This is a genomic window from Bradyrhizobium sp. AUGA SZCCT0169 (assembly GCF_018130085.1).
GTDB lineage: Bacteria > Pseudomonadota > Alphaproteobacteria > Rhizobiales > Xanthobacteraceae > Bradyrhizobium.
Window position 1 is genome coordinate 66,511 of sequence record NZ_JAFCMC010000030.1, and the last position, 22,374, is coordinate 88,884.

The window sequence follows — 22,374 nt, forward strand, 5'->3', positions numbered from 1 at the left end:
CATCCTCGCAAGGGCAAAGCTTGACGGGAACTCGCCAAGGTCTTGACCACCTAGTCTATCATGGATAGCTTCTGCAGCTAGTGGTAGTGAACCAGGGGAGGAAAGTATGCCAAGCGGTAATCCGAATCCCAACCAAAATCCCAACCCGAACACAAACCCAAATCCGAATTCTAATCCGAACCCAAACCCAAACCCGAACAAGAACCCGAATCCAAATCCAAATCCAAACACTAATCCGAACCCCAACACGAACCCAAACCCTAACCCAAACCCCAATACAAAAGGGTCTTCAGCGTCTGCTCTGACGGTGCGGGCCAGCATTAGCATGGCGCGGTCATTCGATATTCCGGAAGGAGCGGAAGAGCGCATCGCTCGGGATTTCGGACGGTTGCTAGACCAGGGTCTGTTCAACAGGCCGGCGCCGCCCGCTTGAATCCGATTAGCGATTTCTCGAGGGCAGATCCGTGCGCTTCGATAAACTGCCCTTGCTGGATGATGACTTCGACGCGGCTCAACTTCTGAACGCCGTGGCGAATAGACGCAGGGATCGAGTTGCTCGCGGTTCCCCTCCAGACGATCCGACTCGCACATTCCTAGATCCTGAGATTGCGAAACAGGTTTATGAGGCGGAATGGGACCAGGACCCATTCACCGCGGGGGCCGTTGTGCCGGACCCCGACTTCGCGGAGTTGTTAGAAGGAGCGAAAGCACAGATCATTGAAGCAATGCCGGAATGGCGCGAAGTTCTCTCGCTTCCTGTGCGGGTGATGGTCGTTCCGACCTCCACATATTTCGGCTATTCAATCTTGAGCAGTCCCCAACACATCTATTTGGCATCATTGGATGATCAACGGCGCGACCCGCGCCTATTGCTCGAAAATTATCTGCACGAGTTCGCGCACCTTTGGCTTTACCTGATAGAGGAGGTGCATCCCTTCGAAGAAGCATTGCATCGCCTCACCTACACGCTTCCTTCCGGAACGAGTGGCAGGACAGTGACGGCAACTATGGATGCCGCATATGTTGCCGCCGTGTTGCGGCGTTACTACGCCCGGGTTGACAACGTACCACGACGCAGCGAACTTACTGCGTACGTCGCTGGTTGCCTCATGCAGATTAAAGACGATCCGGATCTGACAGAGGTCGGGCTCAGCGTTTGCCGCCGCTTGGCGAGCGAACTCACGGTGCATTTTCACTCATCCAGAATGGCAGGGCAGTAGCGAGGAGCGTCCGCGGGCGAGCTTGTTGGCGAGGGCAATTGCCAGCACGTTGTGATGCAGCCGATTCCTAGCCGCCTCAATCAGTTCTTGTTCCTTTTTTTGTTGTCGCAACGCGATCAATTCTATTCGGCAAGCGAGGGCGGAGCACAGCCACATTTCGAAAGTGAAAATCGTTTGGATGCCCTTTCCCCTCCCACCCTTAGCAGAGCAGCGCCACATCGTCGCCACGGTGATGCGCTGATCGCGCTGTGCGACCGGCTAGTGGCGTCACCGCTGTCGCCTGCTCGATGCGCTGCTGGCTGAGGTGCTGGCGCCGGCAGAGGCCCGCGAATACGAAGCTTGCAGAATGAATTGACCGCTCACCTTTGCCGATTTAACGGCCAAGACGTGCATGCCCGGGTCAAGCCCGGGCATGACGAGGCGAGAGGTCGCGCCCCTCGCAAGCCGCCTACACCGGCAGCCCGTTCTTCTGCGCCAGTTCCTTCAGCGACACCTGCGGCCTCGCGCCGATGTGCTGGATCACTTCGGCCGCCGCGAGGGCGCCGAGGCGGCCGGAATTTTCATGGCCGGCGTTGCGGACGAGGCCGAACAGGAAACCGGCGGCGAACAGATCGCCGGCGCCTGTCGTGTCGACGAGCTTTTGAATCGGGAAGGCCGGCACCGCGACGACGCCGTCTTTCGACGCCACGACGCAGCCCTTCTCGCTGCGGGTGACGATGCCGAGTTTGGTGTCGGCGCGCAGCTGCTTCAGCGCCGCTTCGAAATCGGGAGTTTCGTACAGCGATTGCAGCTCGGCCTCGTTGGCGAACACCAGATCGACGGTGCCCTTGCGCATCAGGTCGAGAAACTCGTCGCGGTAGCGGCCGACGCAGAATGAATCCGACAAAGTCAGCGCGACCTGGCGGCCGGCGCCATGGGCGATGGTCGCCGCCTTGACGAAGGCTTCCTTGGCGTTCTTCGGATCCCAGAGATAGCCTTCGAGATAGATGATGCTGGAGGCCGCAATCTGCGCCGCGTCGATATCGTCGGGCATCAATTCCTGCGCCGCACCGAGATAGGTGTTCATGGTGCGCTCGCCGTCCGGCGTCACCAGGATGTAGGAACAGCCGGTGGCAGGGCCGCCGCTTGCCGCTTTGGTTTCGAATGCGACGCCGGCGGCGCGGATGTCATGGGTGTAGAGGCCGCCGATCTGATCGTCGCGCACCTTGCCGACATAGGCGGCGCGCGCGCCGAGATTGGCGATGCCGACGATGGTGTTGGCAGCGGAGCCTCCGGACATTTCGGTGGCCGGGCCCATATCGGCGTAGATCGCCGTGGCACGCGCCTCGTCGATCAGCGCCATGCCGCCCTTGGTCATGCCATGGCGGCCGAGAAAGGCCTCGTCGGTCTGCACCAGCACGTCGAAAATCGCATTGCCGATCCCGAGAACGTCATATTTTGCGTCGGCCATCTCACCGTCCTGTTGCAGCCATCATGAAGGGCGGGGCCTATCACGGCCGGCGCAAGGCGTGAACCCATAAATCGCGTGAATTGATTCGGATTGGCCGGCCGATGTCCGCTTTGCACCAAAAATGGGCGGCAACCGCCGGGAAATCAGGCCGCCAACGAAGCGTGCTAGCGCAGCGGCATGACAAACGTAAAACAGGTTTCCTCGGCCGTCGACGTCACGTTAAGCGAACCCTCGTGCGCCTTTGCGATCTGCGACGCGATGTGCAAGCCGAGGCCGAGGCCCTGCCGGCTGGCACGAACCTCGCCGCGGAAGAACGGCTCAAACAGCTTCTCCATCGCGGCCTCGGGTATCGGCTCGCCGCCGTTGGCGACCGACAGTTTGAACAGCCCGTCCTCCGTCACCGCGCGGACGCGCACCGGCTCGTTGGTCGCGCCGTGGCTGAGCGCGTTGCCGACCAGATTGGAAACCAGCTGTCCAATCCGGATTCGATCGCAATTGACGGGAGCGTCGATGGCATAGACGGCTTCGATCTGGCGCCCCGGCGACGACAGCCGCAATTCGTCGATCACCTGATGCAGCATCTGTTCCACGGGTGCGTTGGCATTGCGGGCCAGGACAATGCCGCCGCCGAGCCGCCCTCGCGCAAAATCGAGCACGTTGTCGATCAGCCCGGCCATCCGCATCACGGTGGTCTCCAGCATCGCCAGGATCTGGTGCTGCTTTTCCGTGGTCGCGTCCCGTCCCAGAATGCGCGCGCCGGCGCTGATCGATGCCAGCGGGTTGCGCAGGTCATGCCCCAGCACCGCGATGAACTGCTCGCGCAATTCGGAATTCTCACGCTCGCGCGCAAGGCCCGTGGCGGCCATGTCGCGCGCTTCCAGAAGTCCCCGCTCATACAGTCTTCGATCGACGGCCTTGATCAGGGCAATGCGCGTGAACAGGGTCTTTCCGCCGGCATCCCGGCCATCGGTGGCGCTCGCAATCATCTGCAGATGCTCGCCGCTTGCTGTCACCATGTCGATGGCGAAGCCGTCGAAGAAGCCCTGCATCCTGAGCAGCGGCGCGATGTGGGTTTCGTAGTAGATGCGGCCCGCGATGTTGAGGAAGCCAGAGAGCGGCTTGCCGATCATTTGATCTGATGTGTGGCCCGTCCAGCCAAGCAGCGTCCGGTTCACACGCGCTATACGGCCGTTGGTCAGCAGCGTGACATAGCCGCAAGGGGCATTGTCGAACATGTCCTCGAAATCATCGATGCGGGGACTGTCCACCGCGCCACTCAGACGAACGTCTTCATGGCGGCGATCACTTCATCGGGAGCGCTCAAATTGGGGCAATGCCCGGTAGCCTCCAATATGATGAATTCGCTGCCCGGAATGCCGCGGTGAACAAACTCTCCAACCTCCTTTGCGGCGATGATGTCCTCGCTGCATTGTAATATCAGCGTTGGAATATCGACCTTGGCCAGGTCGGCGCGATTGTCCGATTTGAAGGTGACGCGGGCGAACGCCTTGGCGATTTCGGGATCGGTTCGGCAAAAGCTGTTGGTCAGCTCTTCGCCGAGTTCAGGGCGATCCGGATTGCCCATGATCGCCGGCGCCATCTGGGCCGACCATCCCATGTGGTTGGAATCAAGAAACTGCAGTAGTTCCTCGATCTGCTGTTCGCTGAATCCACCGACGTAATTGTCGTCGTCCATGTACCGGGCGGAAGGCCCGACCATGACAAGCTTGCCAAACATGCCGGGCGCCTTCTGCACCGCCAGCGCGCCGATCATGCCGCTCACCGAGTGCCCGACGAAAACGGCATCCTTCATCCCGAGTTCGCGGCCGATCTCGACGACGTCGTCGGCATAACCCGCAAGCGTCGCATATTTCGATTTATCGTAGGCCTTGAGGTCGGAGCCGCCGGCGCCGACGTGATCGAACAGCACGGTCTTGAAATCTTCCGCGAAGGCCGGCTCCACAAACCGCCACATGTTCTGGTCGCAGCCAAAACCGTGGGCGAAGACCATCGCCTTCTCACCCGTCCCGCGGACGCGGACGTTATTTCGTGCAACGACGCTCATATCCTGCACCCGTCTGCCATTCGCCGCGAGGCTATCACCATTGCTTCCGCGCGCGCCACTCACCCCGGCGGACAGCAATCGAATGAGTTCGCGCTGGATTGCATGGAACCCGAGACCCCTGACGTAAATGCTGTTGGACGCCCGCTGCCCGATCGTCACAAGGTCAGCCAGCGGTCGCGAGCCCATACAACTTCAGATCGCCAGGCCGATGTCCGCTTTGAAGCGCCGAGCTGACTCGATGCCGCACCGGCGCCATCGCCGCCGGTTGTCTCACCCAGCCCTGACTTGCACATGCACACCCCATTTGATCCAGTACGGCGAGCGCATCGGACCAGCGCAGGGAGCAATGAGTGGCCGCGCAGTTCAACATCGATGCCTATAGCGACGCGCTCGTCCTGCTGGGGACGGCCGGCATTGTCGTTCCCATGGTGCGCCGCTTTGGGTTTAGCCCCGTGCTCGGCTTTCTGGCCGCGGGCGCGCTGCTCGGCCCGCTCGGACTGGGCTCGCTGATCCACGCGTTCCCGTTCTTGTACTGGCTTACCGTCGTGGATGCCAAGAACGTGGCCGGGATCGCCGAACTCGGCGTCGTCTTCCTGCTGTTTCTCATTGGCCTCGAGCTGTCCTACGAACGTTTAAAGGCGCTGCGCCGCCTGGTGTTCGGCCTCGGCAGCCTGCAGTTCATCCTGACGACGGCCGTGATCGCCGGCATCGCGGCCCTGTTCGGCAACCCCTCCGCCGTATCGATCATCCTCGGCGCCTGCCTTGCGTTATCCTCGACCGCGATCGTCATCGAGGTGCTTTCCAACCAGGGCCGGCTTGGCACCACGGCAGGCCGAACCAGCTTCGCCATTCTGCTGGCGCAGGATCTGGCGGTAATTCCGGTCCTGGTCTTCATCTCCATCCTGGGCAAAGGCTCGGGCAGTTCGGTCGTGACCAGCCTCGCGCTCGCGCTGGTCAATGCCACCGTCGCCGTTGTCGCGATGGTCATCCTCGGACGTCTGTTGCTGCGGCCGCTGTTTCGGCTGGTCGCCGCCACCGGCGCCAGCGAATTGTTTGTCGCCGCCACCCTGTTCGTCATTATCGGCACCGGCGTCGCCGCCGCCATGGCGGGCCTTTCCATGGCGCTGGGCGCCTTCATCGCCGGGTTGCTGCTCGCCGAGACGGAATTCCGCAAGGCCATCGAAACAACCATCGGCCCTTTCAAGGGACTGCTGCTCGGCTTCTTTTTCTTTACCGTCGGCATGAACATCGACGTGCGCGAAATCGCACGCGAACCATTCTGGCTTGTTGCCTCCGTCATCGGCCTGATCGCCATCAAGGCCGTCCTGCTCACCGGCCTCGCCCGGACCTTTCGACTGCCCTGGCATGCGGCGATCGAAACCGGTCTGCTGCTGGGCCCCGGCGGCGAGTTCGCGTTCGTCGGCATCGGCCTTGCCACCTCGCTCGGCCTGATCAGCGCCAATGTGTCGAGCTTCACGCTCGCGGTGACATCGATCACGATGGCGCTGATTCCGGTGCTGGCCCTGGTCGCACGGCGGCTGGCGCCGAAGTTTCGCGAGCCCAAGGCGCTGGATCCCGAGCTCAGCGTTGCCCCGAGTGGAGGCGCCGGACACGCCATCGTCATCGGGCACGGCCGGGTCGGTGAGGTCGTCTGCTCCCTGCTCGGCCGGCACAGCTGTACCTATCTCGCCGTCGACAACGACGCCGATGCGGTCCCGGCCCAGCGCAGGAGTGGGCGCGAGGTCTATTACGGCGACGCGACAGACCCGGAATTTCTCAAGAGCTGCGGCGTGATGAAGGCAAAGGCCGTCATCGTAACGGTGGCCGCCAAGGACGCGATCGACGAAATCGTTCGTCAGGTACGCGCGCTGAGGGCGGATATCGTCATCGTCTCGCGCGCCCGCGATGCCGACCATGCACGCCACCTTTACGCGATCGGCGTTACCGACGCCGTGCCCGAAACCATCGAGGCCAGCCTGCAGCTGTCGGAAGCGGCGCTGATCGGACTGGAGCAGGCGATCGGACCGGTGATCGCCTCCATCCACGAGAAGCGCGATGAATTCCGGCGCGAGCTGCAGCAGGCGGCGGCAAAGAGCCCTGCCGAAACCACCCGTGCGATCCGCCCGAAAAGCTTTCGATCGCCCAGGACAAGGCAAGACCATCGCGGGCAAGCGCAGCCTGATTGAGGGCAGGCGGTAGCGCCAGCACGCCCAACCGCTGCTATAGAGACGCGATGATCCGCTCCTTTCTCACGGTATCGACGGGAACGCTGGCCTCGCGCCTGCTCGGATTCGTGCGCGATTCCCTGGTCGCGGCGCTGCTCGGCGCCGGCGCTGTCGCGGATGCGTTCCTGGCGGCCTTTCAACTGGTCAATGTGATCAGGCGCCTGCTTTCCGAAGGCGGGCTGAACGCGGCGCTGGTACCGGCGTGGCTGCGCGTGCGCGAGACCAGTGGCGCGGTGGCGGCGGCCGCCTATGCGGGCCGCGTGCTCGGCACCGTCACGGCGGCGCTCTTCGTCGCCACCCTGCTGCTCGGATTGCTGATGCCATTCGTGATCATGGCGCTGGCGCCGGGATTTTCCGGCCATCAGACGCTGCAGCTTGCCGTCGACAATGCCCGCCTGATGCTGCCCTACCTCGCCTTTGCCGGGCCGGTGACCGTGATGATGGCGCTATTGAACGCGCAAGGCCGTTTTGCGCTCACCGCGTTCTCGCCGCTGCTGTTCAACATCGCGTTGATCGCGGTCATGGCCGTGCTGCTGGCGTCGCGGCCAGGTGCCGTACTTGCCGCACAGATCCTCGCCGCCACCGTCGGCGTCGCCGGCCTGCTGCAACTTTCCGTTCTGGTGTTGCGCCGTGGCGGCAACATCGCAACGCCGCTGCGGATTTCGTTCGATAAGGAAATTCGCGGCTTTCTCGCCAAGGCCGTCCCCGGCATGATCGCGAGCAGCACGCCGCAATTATTGATGGTGGCCGGCGCGATCGTCGCCTCGTCATCACCCTCGGCGGTGTCGTGGCTCTATTTCGCCAACCGCCTGGTCGAGCTGCCGCTCGGCATTGTCGGCGTCGCCATGGGCACGGTGCTGATGCCGGAAATGACGCGCGCCCTGCGCGGCAAGGATCAGGCCGCGGTCGCACATGCGCAATCGCGCGGCCTCGAACTCGCCGTCGGACTGGCGCTGCCGGCGATGCTGGGATTGATCGTGCTGAGCGAGCCTGTCGTGCGCATGCTGTTCGAACACGGCGCCTTCACCGCGGATGACACCGCCGCGACGGCGCGCGCGCTGATGTGGCTGGCGCTTGGGCTACCCGCCAATGTGCTGGTCAAGGCGCTGTCGCCGGCGTTCTTTGCGCGCGAGGACACGCTGACGCCGCTGCTCGCGACGCTTGCGGGCATCGTCCTTGCGATCGCGCTTTCCGTGCTGCTCGGCCATTGGTTCGGCGCCAGCGGCATCGCCGCCAGTCTCGCGATCGGGGCATGGAGCACGGCCTTCGGCCTGACCCGCCGGGGCGGCGAAACGTTCGGGTTTTCGATCGACGCCGCCGCGCGGCGGCGGCTGCCCGGCATCCTTGCGGCCGCGCTGGCGATGGGCGCGGCACTGTGGCTGGCGGCACGGTTTACGCCGGCGCTTGCGCCTGGTGCCCACGGCCTGGTGCAGGCGATCATCCTGCTCATGCTGATTGGCGCCGGGATTGCGGTTTACGGCCTGTTTCTGCGGCTTTTCGGCATCACCGGATGGCGCGAGACGGTTAACGCGATCCGGCAAACCAAGCCCGCCGACTTGCGCGACTAAGCCTTAAATGGCAAACGAGCGCGCCAAACCGACAATTCGCAGGAAGCATTACCATGGCCATGGTTGAACGGGTTTTTTCAGGCGTCCAGCCGACGGGCAATCTGCATCTCGGCAATTACCTCGGCGCGTTCGTCAACTTCGTGAAGCTGCAGGAAACGCATAACTGCATCTATTGCGTCGTCGACATGCACGCGATCACGCAAGGGGTCGACGTCTGGGGCGGCCCGGCCGAACTGACGCGCTGTACCCGCGAGGTGACCGCGGCCTTTATCGCCAGCGGCATCGATCCGAAAAAGCATATCGTATTCAACCAGAGCCAAGTCACCGGTCACGCCGAGCTCGCGTGGATCTTCAATTGCGTGGCGCGGATGGGCTGGCTCAACCGCATGACGCAGTTCAAGGACAAGGCCGGCAAGGATCGCGAGGCGGCCTCGGTCGGGCTTTACGATTATCCGGTGCTGATGGCCGCCGACATCCTGGTCTATCGCGCCACCCACGTGCCGGTTGGCGAGGACCAGAAGCAGCACCTCGAACTCTCCCGCGACATCGCGCAGAAGTTCAACAACGACTTCGGCGACTCGATCCGCGGCCATGGCTTTGGCGACGGATTGTTCTTTCCGCTGCCCGAGCCCGTGATCACCGGGCCCGCGACGCGGGTGATGAGCCTGCGCGACGGCACCAAGAAAATGTCGAAGTCGGACTCATCGGACAATTCGCGGATCAACCTCACCGACGACGCCGAGACCATCGCGGCGAAGATTCGCAAGGCCAAGACCGATCCGGAACCGTTGCCATCGGAGGAAAAGGGGCTGGAAGGCCGCCCCGAGGCCGACAATCTCGTCGGCATCTATGCGGGCCTGTCGGGCCGCAGCAAAGCCGAGGTGCTGGCCGAGTTCGGCGGCGGACAGTTCTCCAACTTCAAGAACGCGCTGGTGGAACTTTGCGTCACCAAACTCGCGCCGATCGCCTCGGAAATGAAACGGCTGGTCGCCAACCCTGACCATGTCGATTCGATCCTGATCGACGGCGCCGAGCGCGCCGAGGCGATCGCCGCCGAAACCATGAAAGCCGCCAAGGACATCGTCGGCTTCATCCGCAAGCGGTAGTATCTGGCCTGATCACAGGATTTGCGACGGCGCTTGTCTGACACGGCTGCGCCGTGGCAGCATGCGTCGGTTTGGCGCAGCACCGGGACATGCATGACCACCCAGCGACGAAGCTACGAGACGGGTCACAAGCCAAAATGTCTAGTCATCGTTGACGACACCGCGGAGTGGGACCGCGCGGTCTACTATGCCAGCCGCTGGGCGATCCGGGTCGGCGGCGGCGTGGTGATGCTGCGCATCATCGAGATCGAGGACCAGAACCAGCAATGGCTGGGGGTTGCCGACATCATGCGCGCCGAAGCCGAGGACGCCGCCAATGAGGCGCTCGACCGCGCCTCCGGCCGCGCCAACGGCATTGCCGCGATCACGCCGGAGCGGGTGATTCGCGAGGGCAATCCGACCGAACAGATCCTCGACGTGATCGACAAGGACGTCGATATTTCGATGCTGGTGCTGGCGGCCAATCCGGGCGCCGAAGGCCCCGGGCCGCTGATTGCCATGATCGCACAGGCCGCCGGCTCGTTCCCGATCCCGGTCACCATCGTTTCCGGAGACCTCAAGGACGCCGAAATCGACGCGCTTTCCTGAGCGAAATGAGGGAATTGCGCCAGGAAGGGCTGGTCTGCGCCCCTTGACCGTGCGCCGGCCGATGCCATCTGCTAGAGCGAGGCTCTAGCTTTTTGTTTTTGACGCGTTTTCTTCACGCGAACCGATACCCACTTCGCTCGAAAACGCTTTAGAGTAACCCCCACGCGCCGGCCTTGAACCGGCGACGCCGGAGAAATCAGATGTTTATCCAGACCGAAGCGACCCCTAACCCCGCCACCCTGAAATTCATTCCGGGCCGAACCGTGCTCGACACCGGCACGATGGAATTCGCCAACCGCGAAGCCGCCTCCCGCTCGCCGCTGGCCGAACGGCTGTTCGACGTGCAGGGCGTCAAGAGCGTGTTCTACGGTGCCGATTTCGTCACCGTGACCAAGGACGACAGCGACTGGCAGCATCTCAAGCCGGCCATCCTCGGCGCCATCATGGAACATTATATGTCCGGCGAGCCGCTGCTGGCCGACGGCACCGCCGGCAATGACGAGGCGCTCGACGAGGAAGACGAGTTCTTCAACGAGGCCGACGCCGACACGGTGGCGACCATCAAGGATTTGATCGAGACGCGGGTGCGCCCCGCCGTCGCCAATGACGGCGGCGACATTACGTTCCGCGGCTTCAAGGACGGCGTCGTCTATCTCAACATGAAGGGCTCCTGCGCCGGCTGCCCGTCCTCGACGGCAACCCTGCAGCACGGCATCCAGAACCTGCTCAAGCACTTCGTGCCCGACGTGGTCGAAGTCCGGCCGATGTGAGCTGGCTGCGTAGGGTGGGCAAAGCGCAAGCGTGCCCACCACTTCTGATCGCGGTAAGGTACCGGTTGCCAGCAGCAGGATAAGAGGTGGGCACGACGCGAAGTGCGCCTTTGCCCACCCTACGAAGCTGCTATAAACCTCTTCATGTTAATCCTCGCCATCGATACCGCGCTTGATGCCTGCGCTGCGGCCGTGCTCGATACCGACACGACGAAGATCATCGCGCAGGAATCGCAGGCGATGAAGCGCGGCCACGCCGAAGCCCTGATGCCGCTGATCGCGCGGGTGATGAAAACATCCTGCGTCGCGTTCACGTCACTCGACCGTGTCGCCGTGACCAAGGGGCCCGGCAGCTTTACCGGATTGCGTGTCGGCCTCTCGGCCGCCCGCGGCATTGCGCTGGCGGCCGGAAAGCCGGTGGTGGGATTGACGACGCTGACCGCTTACGCGGCGCCTTTCGTCGGCGAGAACAGCGAGCATCCGATCATTGCCGCGATCGATGCGCGCCACGATCATGTGTATTTCCAGGTGGTCAGCGGCGACGGCGGTTCACTGGTCAAGCCGAAAGTGGCGCCGATTTCAGAAGCACTCGAGGCCTCCCGCTTCGGCACGCCGCACCTGGTCGGCAACGCCGCGAAAATCCTCGCCGACCGCTGGCCATCAGATGCGCCGCCGCCGTTCAGGGTCGACACGCAGCCGGCGCCCGATATCACCTGGGTGGCGTGGCTGGGCGCCGCGGTCAGCCCGGAAATGTCGCCGGCCAGTCCGTATTATCTGCGCGCGCCCGATGCCAAGCCGCCCAAGGACCCGCTGCCGCAAGCCTCGCAGCCGGCATCCTGATGGCCTTGCGATCCCTGTTTTCAAAATGGTGGCGCGGCGGCACCGCCGTGGTCGAACCGGCCAGCCAGCGCGACGCGGCGCGGCTGGCGCAGCTGCATGGCGCCTCGTTTCACCGTGGCTGGGGTGAAGGCGAGTTCGAGGCGATGCTGACCGAACGCAACACGCTGGTTCATCGCCTCCGGCAAGGGCGCAAGGTGATCGGGTTTGCGGTCTCGCGCATGGCCGCGGACGAAGCCGAAATATTGTCGATCGCGATCGATGCCGGCGAGCGCGGCCGCGGCCTGTCGCGCAATTTGCTGCTGACCCATCTTGGCCATCTCGCCGGCCGCGGCGTGCGTTCCATCTTCCTGGAAGTGGAAGAAAACAATCAGCCGGCGCGGCGGCTGTATGAATGGGCCGGATTCGGCGTCGTTGGGCGCCGCGAACGCTATTATCAGCAACCCGGCGGGGAGCAATTGAACGCACTTCTGATGCGGCGTGACTTGTCGTAAACTGCGCGGGGTGGCAAAACACCCTGCCCTGCTCTCTAAGGCAAGACCATATGCCCGTCCTGAAATCCCCGCCCGCGCACAAGAATACCGGTATCGAGGCACGCTGCGCCGCCACCGGCATGCGCATGACCGAGCAGCGCCGCGTCATCGCGCGGGTGCTGGCGGATTCGGTGGATCATCCCGACGTCGAGGAACTCTACCGGCGCTGCGTCGAGGTCGACGACAAGATCTCGATCTCGACCGTGTACCGCACCGTAAAGCTGTTCGAGGACGCCGGCATCATCGAGCGGCATGATTTTCGCGAGGGCCGGGCGCGCTATGAGCAGATGCCCGACAGCCATCACGATCACCTGATCAACCTGCGCGACGGCAAGGTGATCGAATTCACCTCGGAAGAAATCGAGAAGCTGCAGGCCGAGATCGCCCGCCAGCTCGGCTACAAACTGGTCGATCACCGACTCGAACTGTATTGCGTGCCGCTGGACGAAGATAAGTCCTGAAGCACTTGCCTCCTCAGCTCATCATTTTCGATTGCGACGGCGTGCTGGTCGACAGCGAAGTCATTTCATGCCGCGCGCATGCGGAGACGCTGACGCGCCACGGCTATCCGATCACGGCGGATCAGGTGCTGCAGCGGTTCCTCGGCGTTTCCGACCGTGAAGCGCGGTTGACGATCGAGAACGAGACGGGCCGCCAACTGCCCGATGATTTCGAAGCGCAGGTCAAGACGGCCACGTTGAAATTCTATGAGGGCGATCTGCAGGCAATTCCGCATATCGGCGAAGCGATATCAGCGATCACGCTTTCCAAATGTGTGGCGTCGAGCGGAACGCCGGAAAAAATCCGCCACGGTCTCACCTGCGCCGGGCTCTACGATCTTCTGCTGCCGCATATTTTTTCCGCCACGCAGGTCAATCGCGGCAAGCCTGCCCCGGACCTGTTTCTGTTCGCGGCCGAACAGATGAATATCCGGCCGCCTCAATGCCTAGTCATCGAGGACAGCGTGGCCGGCGTCACCGGCGGCCGGGCCGCCGGGATGACCGTGCTGGGCTTTCACGGCGGCAGCCATTGCGGCCCAGGTCATGCCGAATTGCTGCGTGACGCAGGCGCTGCGGTCACTTTCGGCGATATGCGGCAATTGCCCGATCTAATTGCGCGGATTGGGGTCGATTAGGGATGGTCATTCCGGGGCGCGCGAAGCACGAACCCGGAATCTCGAGATTCCGGGCTCAATGCTGTCGCATCGCCCCGGAATGGCGGCTCTAAACCGCTGGATTTTCGGCCATTTAGGCTATATTTGACCCCAGACCGGGCGCCGCATGGGCGCCGACCAACCCCGCATTCAGGTTCCATGAAGCCGCCGCGCAAGCTGCATATCAAGTCATATGGCTGCCAGATGAACGTCTACGATGCGCAGCGCATGGTGGACACGCTGGCTGGCGAAGGCTTTGTCGAGACCGACAGCGCCGAGGATGCGGATCTCGTCATCCTCAACACCTGCCACATCCGCGAGAAGGCTTCCGAAAAAGTCTACTCCGAACTCGGGCGCTTGCGTGTCGCCAAGGATGAAGCCGCGCGAAACGGCCGCGAAATGCGCATCGCGGTCGCCGGTTGCGTTGCGCAGGCCGAGGGCGAGGAGATCATCCGCCGCGCGCCGACCGTCGACGTCGTGGTCGGCCCGCAGAGCTATCATCATCTGCCGCAGCTGCTCGCCCGCGCCAAAAGCCATGGCCGCGCGCTGGAGACCGAATTCCCGGTCGAGGACAAGTTCGGCTTTCTGCCGCCGCCGAAGCCCGCGGCGATCCGCGCGCGCGGCATCTCGTCGTTCGTCACCGTGCAGGAAGGCTGCGACAAGTTCTGCACCTTCTGCGTGGTGCCTTACACGCGTGGTGCGGAAGTCTCCCGGCCAGTTGCAAAAATCATCGACGACGTGATGCGGCTCGCCGACAATGGCGTGCGCGAGATCACGCTGATCGGGCAGAACGTCAACGCCTATCACGGCGAAGGCACGGACGGACGAACCTGGCCGCTTGGCAGGCTGCTCACTCGTCTGGCCGAAATCCCCGGCGTCGCGCGCCTGCGCTATTCGACCAGCCATCCCCGAGACGTCGATGATTCGCTTATCGAGGCGCATCGCAACCTGCCCGAGTTGATGCCGTTCGTGCATCTGCCGGTACAATCCGGCTCCGACCGCATTCTGGCTGCCATGAACCGGAAGCATACCGCCGATGATTACCGCCGCGTCATCGACCGATTTCGCGCCCGCCGCCAAGATATTGCATTTTCATCGGATTTTATCGTCGGCTTCCCCGGCGAAACCGAGGGAGAATTTGCCGCCACCCTCGCGCTTGTCACGCAAATCGGGTACGCTGGGGCTTATTCGTTCAAATATTCGCCGCGGCCCGGCACGCCGGCGGCGGACATGCGGGAGACGGTGTCAGCGGCAGAAATGGACGAGCGATTGGGGCGGCTTCAGGAATTGATCGACAGCCAGCAATCGGCCTTCAACAAGGCCATGATTGGCAAGACTGTCGATGTGCTGTTCGAACGCGCGGCCCGCAACCCCGGCCAGATCGTCGGCCGCACCGCCTATCTGCAGCCCGCGCATGTGATGGCATCACCGGATATCATCGGAAAAGTGCTGCCGGTCGCCATCGACAGCCTGGAGCGCTACAGCCTGCTCGGCGAACTCGCAGGCGCCTCCGCGCGTCCCACTTTATCGACGCTTTCACCCATGACCGATTCTTCTCAAGTAAACGCGGGAGCCTGAACCCTTGCCAAAAAGCGCATCGGATTCACCTTCGCTTGCTCCCAGCCGCAAATTTGATCGCGACATGCAAATACCGCCCGAAACCCAAGTCGTCATCGACTTCGACGACAACCGCGCCGCTTCCGCGCTGGTCGGCCCTTACGGGCAGAATCTCGCGCTGATCGAACGCCGGCTTGGCGTCGTCGTGGATTCGCGCGGCAATCACATCACCATCGCCGGGTCGCGCGACGGCTGCGACGCCGCACGGCGCGTCCTCGAAACGCTCTACGCCCAGGCGGTGTTGGGACAGGATCTGGCGCAAGGCGACGTCGAAGGCGCCATCCGCGCCGTGATCGCGCAGGGATCGCTGTTTGAATTCGACCCCAAGGCCGCCAAGAACGCCTTCGAGACCATCAATCTGCGCAAGCGCCCGGTGCGGGCGCGCACCGCCGCGCAGGATTCCTACATCCGCGCGCTGAAACGCAGCGAGATGGTGTTCGGCGTCGGCCCGGCCGGCACCGGCAAGACCTGGCTTGCAGTGGCGCATGCCGCGCAATTGTTCGAGCGCAAGGAAGTCGATCGCATCATCCTGACGCGGCCCGCGGTCGAAGCCGGCGAACGGCTCGGCTTCCTGCCCGGCGACCTCCGCGAAAAAGTCGATCCCTATCTGCGGCCGATCTACGACGCGCTGTATGATCTGATGGATGCGCGCGTCGTCGAGCGCGCGCTGCAGGGCGGCGAAATCGAGATCGCGCCGCTCGCCTTCATGCGCGGCCGCACGCTGACCAACGCCGTCATCATCCTGGACGAGGCGCAGAACACCACCTCGATGCAGATGAAGATGTTCCTGACCCGGCTTGGCGAGAACAGCCGCATGATCATCACCGGCGACCCCTCGCAGGTCGACCTGCCGAATGGCCAGACCTCGGGACTTGCCGAGGCCGTCAAGCTGCTCGACGGCGTCGAGGGGATCGCGCAGGTGAAGTTCACCGCCGAAGACGTCATCCGCCATGAACTGGTGGCGCGGATCGTCGCCGCCTATGAGGGCTTGCCGCAAAAACCGGCGACCGGCAGATCCTGATGGCCAGACCTTTGGCTTTGGGCCCGCAGCAGGCGGGCCCGGGCCGCAACCTAAATGCTGGACTGCAAAACCCTGGAACGAAATTGTCTTCCGTCCACCCCGTAACCGAAGTCCTCGTGGTCGCCGATTGCTGGCAGACCGAGCCCGACGCCGAGGCGGTGATCCATCGCGCCATCAACGCCGCCGCTGAAATCGCCGATGCCGATGTCGGCGAAGCGGAACTGGCAGTCATGCTGACCGACGATTCCGGGATTCGAACCCTGAACAGCAATTGGCGCGGCATCGACAAGCCGACCAATGTGCTATCGTTTCCGGCGTTGCAGCCGACCGGTGCGGGAACGCCCGACGATGCACCGCGCATGCTCGGCGATATCGCCATCGCCTATGAGACGACGCGCAAAGAGGCCGACGACGAACAAAAACCGTTCGATCACCATCTCAGCCATCTTGCGGTGCACGGGTTCCTGCATCTGATCGGCTACGATCACGAAAAAGACGACGACGCCGAAGCCATGGAGAGTCTCGAGCAGGAGATCCTCGCGCAGCTCGGCATTCCGGATCCGTATGCGGATCGCGATCCCCATGCGGACCGGGAGCGGATGGACTGACATGCCGGACTCCGACCCTACCCACGACAATCCGCGCAACATGCCCAACCTTCCGGCCGTGGTGCAGGAAGGCGAGGTGCTGCGCCCGACAGCGGAGAACTGGCTGACGCGCGCGATCCGCACGCTGTTCGGCTGGAAGCCGGGATCGGTCCGCGCCGATCTGCAGGTCGTGCTCGATGCCTCGACGCCGGACGAGGTGGGCTTTTCCGCCATCGAGCGCACCATGCTGCGCAATATCCTCGGGCTGCACGAACGGCGCATCGCCGACGTGATGGTGCATCGCGCCGACATCGTCGCGGTCAAGCGCGACATCCCGCTCGGCGAATTGATGAGCCTGTTCGAAAGCGCGGCGCATTCGCGCCTCGTCGTCTACAACGAAACCCTCGACGACCCCGAGGGCATCGTGCACATCCGCGACCTCCTGGCGTTCATGACCGCGAAGGCGCGCATCGGCGACACCACCAAGGCCAAGCGCAAGAAACCTTTCCCCGCGGGCCTCGATATGCGCGCGGTCGATCTGGCGCAGCCGCTGGCGGACGCCAACATCATCCGCAAGCTGCTCTTCGTGCCGCCGTCGATGCGGGCGATCGACCTTCTGGCGCAGATGCAGGCCTCGCGCATCCATCTGGCGCTGGTGGTCGACGAATATGGCGGCACCGACGGGCTGGTGTCGATCGAGGACATCGTCGAACAGATCGTCGGCGAAATCGACGACGAACATGACAGCGACGAGCCGCCGGCGATCGTGCGGCAGGCGGACAATTCATTCATCGCCGATGCCCGCGCCAGCCTCGAGGACGCCCGCTCGGTGATCAGCGAGGATTTCATCGCCGGCGAGGACGAAGAGGTCGCAACCCTTGGCGGCTATCTGGTGTCACAGGTCGGCCGCCTGCCGCTACGCGGCGAGATCATTTCAGGCCCCGGCAATTACGAAATCGAAGTGCTCGACGCCGATCCACGGCGGGTCAAGCGGCTGCGCATTGCCGTCCGCAAGGAACGGCCCGCCCCCCGCACGCAGCGCGAAAGCCGTCGCCGCGAAGCTGCGCCCGACCCCAATGCGCCGCAGGCCAATGACAACGCGCCGCCATCGTCCAGCGATGGAGCCGGCTCGCAGTGATTCCCGCCAGCAAACTTCGCACCGCCGGTCTTGCGATCATCCTGGCGTGGGGATGGAAGCGCGCGGCCCTTGCGCTGGTGGCCGGCGCATTCTCGGCGCTGGCGATGGCGCCGTTCAATGCATGGCCGGTGCTGTTCCTGACCTTTCCGGTCGCGGTCTGGCTGATCGACGGCGCCGGTGCGGGGCGATGGCGCGGCGTGCCGGCGGCCGCGATGTCGGGCTTCTGGTTCGGGCTCGGCTATTTCGTCGTCGGACTTTACTGGATCGGTTACGCCTTCCTGGTCGATGCGCCAACGTTCGCCTGGCTGATGCCGTTCGCGGTGCTGGGCCTGCCGGCCTATCTCGCGCTGTTCACCGCGGCAGCCTTTGCGCTGGCGCGCCTGCTCTGGACCCGCGACGCTTCGCGCCTGCTCGCGCTCGCGATCAGCCTGACGATAACGGAGTGGCTGCGCGGCCATCTGCTGTCGGGATTTCCCTGGAATTCGTTCGGCTACGCGCTGTCGGAGCCGCTGGCGCTGGCCCAGACGGCATCGCTGATCGGGCTGTGGGGGATGACGTTCCTCACGGTGGCGATCTTCGCAAGCCCGGCGGTCCTGATCGATGGCACCTCGCGCGGGCGAAAACCCTGGCTCGCGCCGGCGGCGGCGCTCGGCCTGCTCGCTGTCATGGCCGTGTTCGGCGCCATCAGGCTGTCGCTGCAGCCGACCGTGCTGACAAAGGTCAAGCTGCGCATCATGCAGCCCAATCTGCAGCAGGACGTCAAATTCAATTACGGCGCCAAGGCGGAGGTGATGCAGAAGTATCTGACACTGTCCGATCGGGCTTCGGGGCCCCAATCGACCGGCGTCAGCGACGCAAACATTTTGATCTGGCCGGAATCGGCGTTCCCGTTCTTTTTGACCCGCGAAGCCGATGCGATGGCGCAGATCGCCGACCTGCTGCCTAGGGGGACGGTGCTGATCACCGGCTCGGTGCGTGCGCCCGACCTCCCGCCGGGCGTGCGAGTGACGCGCGCCTACAACTCGATATATACGATCGACCATGACGGCAGCGTGCTGTCGGTCTACGACAAGCTGCATCTGGTGCCGTTCGGCGAATATCTGCCGTTCCAGAGCCTGATGGAAAAACTCGGCTTCGTGCAGTTGACGAGGGTCCAGGGCGGGTTCATCCCGGGCACCCGCCGCCGCGCCATGGAAATACCGAACGCGCCGCGCGCGCTGCCCCTGATTTGCTATGAGGCGGTATTCCCCGGAGATATAACGACAGGGGACGAGCGCCCGGGCTGGATCATCAACGTCACCAATGACGGCTGGTTTGGAATTTCGACCGGTCCCTATCAGCATCTGCAGCAGGCGCGCCTGCGCGCCATCGAAGAAGGCCTGCCCGTTGTTCGTGCAGCCAACACCGGCATTTCAGCCGTGATCGATCCGTCGGGGCGCATTGTCGCACGGCTCGGCCTTGGCATTGAAGGCGTGCTGGACGCCAACCTGCCAACGGCTTTGTCGCCGACGATTTACGCGCGGCTTAGAGACATTCCAGCGGGCATGATGGTGGCTGTTGCGTTGCTGCTGGTCACCCGGCGCCGCTTTGCGAGGCGAAAAGCCTAAAGTTTTGCATACTGCCGGTGTTGCGGTCGCCCAAAAAACACAACCTGCGCCAATCCACTAACTAGTTGACAGACCGACCGCGTAATTCGCATTCTGGGTTCCGCAACCAAAAACAAGAACCAGTCAGTTCATTGCTCAAATTGTCCGCAGTTCAACCCGATCCTCCGAGCAGGATTTGACGGTACCGGCGCCTGAGGCATACTCCGCTATGCCTCATTCCCCGGCGCGCAATCCCAGGAGTGTTGGAGATGTCCACCAAAGCGCCAGATCCTGTTGACAAATATGTCGGCAGCCGCGTTCGCATGCGACGCATTATGCTGGGCATGAGCCAGGAAAAACTCGGCGAGGCATTGGGCCTCACCTTCCAGCAGGTTCAGAAATACGAAAAGGGCACCAACCGGGTCGGCGCCAGCCGCCTGCAGCGGATCTCGGAAATCTTGCAGGTGCCGGTTTCGTTTTTGTTCGACGGCGGGCCGAGCGGTGCTGTCAATGCCGACGGCTTCAGCGAATCCGGTTCGCCCGCCTACGTTGCCGACTTTCTCGCCACTTCCGAAGGCCTGTCGCTGACGCGGGCGTTTACGCGCATCACCGACGCCAAGATGCGCCGCAGTATCGTCGAACTGGTCGAACAGATCGCCGCGCGCGAAGGCCCCGACCAGCGCTGATTCAGCTGCCATCACCGGATGTTCCGATTGACGCGCCCGCCGGCGCGAGCGCATGACATTGGCTGAAATTGCCTGGACCGAAAATCCTTGGCCCGAAATTCCTTGAAGGCAAAGCGCTGATGACCGGAACCACCGCCAATCCGTTTGATTCCAGTTCGATCCTCGACGGCATCCGCCGCTGGGTCGAAATCGAGACGCCGACCGAGGTGCCCGCACAGGTCAACAAGCTCGCCGACCTCGTCACTGACGGCTACCACGACCTGCCCGCGACCGTTGAGCGGATCGCAGGAAAGGACGGATGCGGCGATCATGTGGTCGCGCGTTCGTCATGGGGGCAGGACGCGCCAGGCATCCTGGTGCTGAGCCATCTCGATACCGTGCATCCCTTGGGATTCATCGAGCGGCTGCCGTTCAAGATCGAGGGCGACAGCGTCTTCGGTCCCGGCATTTATGACATGAAGGGCGGCGCCTATCTCGCCTACCATGCCTTTCGCCAGATTTGTGCGGACGGCGCGCGATCGCCGCTCGGCATCACCCAGATGTTCGTCTCCGATGAAGAAATCGGCAGCCCGACGTCGCGTGCCCTGATCGAGACGGAGGGGCGCAAGGCCAAGTATGTGCTGGTGACCGAGCCTGCCCGCGACGGCGGCAAAATCGTCACCGGACGCAAGGGCGTCGCGCGCTTCGAAGTCTTCATCAAGGGCGTGCCGTCGCATGCCGGCACGCGGCCAGAGGACGGCCGCAGCGCCATCCGCGAACTCGGCAACGTCATTCAGACGCTGGAGGCGATGAACGACCTCAAGCGTGGCGTGTCCGTCAATGTCGGCGTCGTCAGGGGCGGCACCAAGCCAAACGTGATCGCAGAGGAGGCCTATGCCGAAGTCGACATGCGCGTGCCTGGCATTGCCGAATCCGACGAGCTGGTGCCCAGGATCCTCGGCCTGAAATCAGGCACCGAGGGCGTCAGCGTCACCGTCACCGGCGAACTGAATCGCCCGCCTTACGAAAAGAGCAACGCCGGTGCGGCGCTTTATGAGCACGCCAAGACGCTCGCGGCCGAAATCGGTTTCGATCTGGTCGACACCTTCACCGGCGGCGGCAGCGACGGCAATTTCACCGCGCCCCACACGGCGACGCTCGACGGCCTCGGGGTCGACGGCAAGGGCGCGCATACCCATTACGAGCAGATGTACATCTCCTCGATCGAGCCGAGGGCGCGGCTGCTGCACCGGCTGTACCAGACGCTGCGATGACGGTCTCACCCCGCGACATCGGCGATCGCGACGCTCCGCCGGATGACGGCGCCGCCGCGCATGCGCACGGCTCGTTCTTCGGCCGCCGCAAGGGCCACAAGCTGCGCATCCATCAGGCCGACCTGATCGACAATCTGCTGCCGTATCTGGCGCTGGATATCGGAAGCCCCGCGCCCGATGATCTCACCGGCATCTTCGAGTCGAAGCCCGATGCTGTCAGGCTGGAAATCGGATTCGGCGGCGGCGAACATCTGATCGCCGAAGCGCAGGCGTTTCCCGATATCGGGTTCATCGGCTGCGAGCCCTATGTCAACGGCATGGCGAAAATCCTGACGCAGATCGAAGCCCACAACATCGGCAATATCAGGCTTTACGCCGGCGACGCCGCCGAATTGCTGGCATGGGCGCCGCCGCGATCTCTGGCGCGGATCGATCTGATCCATCCCGATCCCTGGCCGAAGCGCCGGCACTGGAAGCGGCGCTTCGTGCAGGACGCCACGGTGGCCGCGATGGCCCGCATCCTCAAGCCCGGGGCTGAATTTCGCTTCGTCAGCGACATCGACGATTACTGCGCATGGACGCTGGCGCATCTGCTGCGTTCGCCGGATTTTTCCTGGATGGCGGAACGTGCCGCCGACTGGCGCGAGCCGTGGAGCGGCTACACGATGACGCGCTACGGCCGGAAGGCCGAGCGCGAGGGACGTGTTGCGGCGTATTTGAGGTTTCGGCGGGTGGGTTCCTGACAAACTCAAGTTTCGTCATGGCCGGGGCATAGCCCTCTGAAGGACGGCGTCGCTTGCGCTCGCCTATGTCCCGGCCATCCACGTCTTACTGACTAAAGCGTGATGGCATTAGGTTCGATAGCCTGAGTTTTTGAGGTAGTTGGCACATTCCTCTGAGGTGAAGGCATCGAGTGCGCAGCCGATTGCGGCGCAGACCGCGTCGACAGTTCGCGCGGCAGCTTTGCGGAC

General features: G+C 63.4%; 21 protein-coding genes. 18 read left to right on the forward strand and 3 right to left on the reverse strand.

Annotation, left to right across the window (positions count from 1 at the left end):
- Positions 1 to 464 precede the first annotated feature (464 nt).
- Entirely contained in the window at positions 465 to 1,220 is a 756-nt protein-coding gene (locus tag JQ609_RS35290) for an aKG-HExxH-type peptide beta-hydroxylase (protein WP_212275816.1), read from the forward strand.
- A gap of 448 nt (positions 1,221 to 1,668) precedes the next feature.
- On the opposite strand, the gene JQ609_RS26505 is transcribed toward JQ609_RS35290, so the two are convergent.
- From JQ609_RS26505 to JQ609_RS26515, 3 genes are all read right to left on the reverse strand, one after another.
- Positions 1,669 to 2,670 carry an adenosine kinase gene (locus JQ609_RS26505; RefSeq protein WP_212275818.1) on the reverse strand — a complete coding sequence of 334 codons (1,002 nt, stop codon included), beginning with the start codon at positions 2,668 to 2,670 and terminating at the stop codon, positions 1,669 to 1,671.
- Positions 2,671 to 2,834: 164 nt separating this feature from the next.
- Entirely contained in the window at positions 2,835 to 3,905 is a 1,071-nt protein-coding gene (locus JQ609_RS26510; protein ID WP_212275836.1) for a HAMP domain-containing sensor histidine kinase, read from the reverse strand.
- Positions 3,906 to 3,946: 41 nt separating this feature from the next.
- The gene (locus tag JQ609_RS26515; protein ID WP_212275819.1) at positions 3,947 to 4,735 is read right to left on the reverse strand and encodes an alpha/beta fold hydrolase; all 789 of its coding nucleotides are present in this window, start codon (positions 4,733 to 4,735) and stop codon (positions 3,947 to 3,949) included.
- 350 nt (positions 4,736 to 5,085) lie between these two features.
- Here JQ609_RS26515 and JQ609_RS26520 point away from each other — a divergent pair, with 350 nt between their 5' ends.
- From JQ609_RS26520 to JQ609_RS26600, 17 genes are all read left to right on the forward strand, one after another.
- Positions 5,086 to 6,921, forward strand: a complete 1,836-nt coding sequence (locus JQ609_RS26520; protein WP_212209969.1) for a cation:proton antiporter — start codon at positions 5,086 to 5,088, stop codon at positions 6,919 to 6,921.
- A 47-nt stretch (positions 6,922 to 6,968) separates the two neighbouring features.
- Positions 6,969 to 8,528 (forward strand): murein biosynthesis integral membrane protein MurJ, encoded by a 1,560-nt coding sequence (murJ, locus tag JQ609_RS26525; RefSeq protein WP_212275821.1) that lies wholly within the window; start codon positions 6,969 to 6,971, stop codon positions 8,526 to 8,528.
- 53 nt (positions 8,529 to 8,581) lie between these two features.
- On the forward strand, positions 8,582 to 9,634 hold the full coding sequence (gene trpS, locus JQ609_RS26530) for a tryptophan--tRNA ligase (protein WP_212275822.1): 1,053 nt from the start codon (positions 8,582 to 8,584) through the stop codon (positions 9,632 to 9,634).
- Positions 9,635 to 9,727: 93 nt separating this feature from the next.
- Complete coding sequence (locus JQ609_RS26535; RefSeq protein ID WP_192736286.1) at positions 9,728 to 10,222, forward strand: universal stress protein; 495 nt, start codon at positions 9,728 to 9,730, stop codon at positions 10,220 to 10,222.
- 200 nt (positions 10,223 to 10,422) lie between these two features.
- Positions 10,423 to 10,992: a NifU family protein gene (locus JQ609_RS26540; protein WP_212209975.1), complete on the forward strand. Its 570-nt coding sequence runs from the start codon at positions 10,423 to 10,425 to the stop codon at positions 10,990 to 10,992.
- 144 nt (positions 10,993 to 11,136) lie between these two features.
- Complete coding sequence (tsaB, locus tag JQ609_RS26545) at positions 11,137 to 11,832, forward strand: tRNA (adenosine(37)-N6)-threonylcarbamoyltransferase complex dimerization subunit type 1 TsaB (protein WP_212275824.1); 696 nt, start codon at positions 11,137 to 11,139, stop codon at positions 11,830 to 11,832.
- Positions 11,832 to 12,323: a ribosomal protein S18-alanine N-acetyltransferase gene (gene rimI, locus JQ609_RS26550; RefSeq protein WP_212209978.1), complete on the forward strand. Its 492-nt coding sequence runs from the start codon at positions 11,832 to 11,834 to the stop codon at positions 12,321 to 12,323. The genes tsaB and rimI overlap by 1 nt, the downstream gene beginning before the upstream one ends.
- A 50-nt stretch (positions 12,324 to 12,373) precedes the next feature.
- Positions 12,374 to 12,823 carry a Fur family transcriptional regulator gene (locus JQ609_RS26555; RefSeq protein ID WP_212209981.1) on the forward strand — a complete coding sequence of 150 codons (450 nt, stop codon included), beginning with the start codon at positions 12,374 to 12,376 and terminating at the stop codon, positions 12,821 to 12,823.
- A gap of 5 nt (positions 12,824 to 12,828) precedes the next feature.
- Complete coding sequence (locus tag JQ609_RS26560; RefSeq protein ID WP_212209982.1) at positions 12,829 to 13,497, forward strand: HAD family hydrolase; 669 nt, start codon at positions 12,829 to 12,831, stop codon at positions 13,495 to 13,497.
- Positions 13,498 to 13,674: 177 nt separating this feature from the next.
- Positions 13,675 to 15,093: a tRNA (N6-isopentenyl adenosine(37)-C2)-methylthiotransferase MiaB gene (miaB, locus tag JQ609_RS26565; RefSeq protein WP_249128448.1), complete on the forward strand. Its 1,419-nt coding sequence runs from the start codon at positions 13,675 to 13,677 to the stop codon at positions 15,091 to 15,093.
- Between the two features lie 4 nt (positions 15,094 to 15,097).
- A complete protein-coding gene (locus JQ609_RS26570) occupies positions 15,098 to 16,153 on the forward strand; it encodes a PhoH family protein (protein ID WP_212209984.1) in 1,056 nt (351 codons plus the stop codon).
- A gap of 83 nt (positions 16,154 to 16,236) precedes the next feature.
- A complete protein-coding gene (gene ybeY / locus JQ609_RS26575; RefSeq protein WP_249119654.1) occupies positions 16,237 to 16,761 on the forward strand; it encodes an rRNA maturation RNase YbeY in 525 nt (174 codons plus the stop codon).
- A gap of 1 nt (position 16,762) precedes the next feature.
- On the forward strand, positions 16,763 to 17,878 hold the full coding sequence (locus tag JQ609_RS26580; RefSeq protein ID WP_249119655.1) for a hemolysin family protein: 1,116 nt from the start codon (positions 16,763 to 16,765) through the stop codon (positions 17,876 to 17,878).
- The gene (gene lnt / locus JQ609_RS26585) at positions 17,875 to 19,485 is read left to right on the forward strand and encodes an apolipoprotein N-acyltransferase (protein ID WP_212275826.1); all 1,611 of its coding nucleotides are present in this window, start codon (positions 17,875 to 17,877) and stop codon (positions 19,483 to 19,485) included. The genes JQ609_RS26580 and lnt overlap by 4 nt, the downstream gene beginning before the upstream one ends.
- Before the next feature lie 248 nt (positions 19,486 to 19,733).
- Positions 19,734 to 20,150 carry a helix-turn-helix domain-containing protein gene (locus tag JQ609_RS26590; RefSeq protein WP_212209992.1) on the forward strand — a complete coding sequence of 139 codons (417 nt, stop codon included), beginning with the start codon at positions 19,734 to 19,736 and terminating at the stop codon, positions 20,148 to 20,150.
- 119 nt (positions 20,151 to 20,269) lie between these two features.
- Complete coding sequence (locus JQ609_RS26595; RefSeq protein ID WP_212275828.1) at positions 20,270 to 21,403, forward strand: M20 family metallopeptidase; 1,134 nt, start codon at positions 20,270 to 20,272, stop codon at positions 21,401 to 21,403.
- On the forward strand, positions 21,400 to 22,146 hold the full coding sequence (locus JQ609_RS26600) for a tRNA (guanine(46)-N(7))-methyltransferase TrmB (protein WP_212275829.1): 747 nt from the start codon (positions 21,400 to 21,402) through the stop codon (positions 22,144 to 22,146). Before JQ609_RS26595 ends, JQ609_RS26600 begins: the two co-directional genes overlap by 4 nt.
- The last annotated feature ends 228 nt before the right edge of the window (positions 22,147 to 22,374 follow it).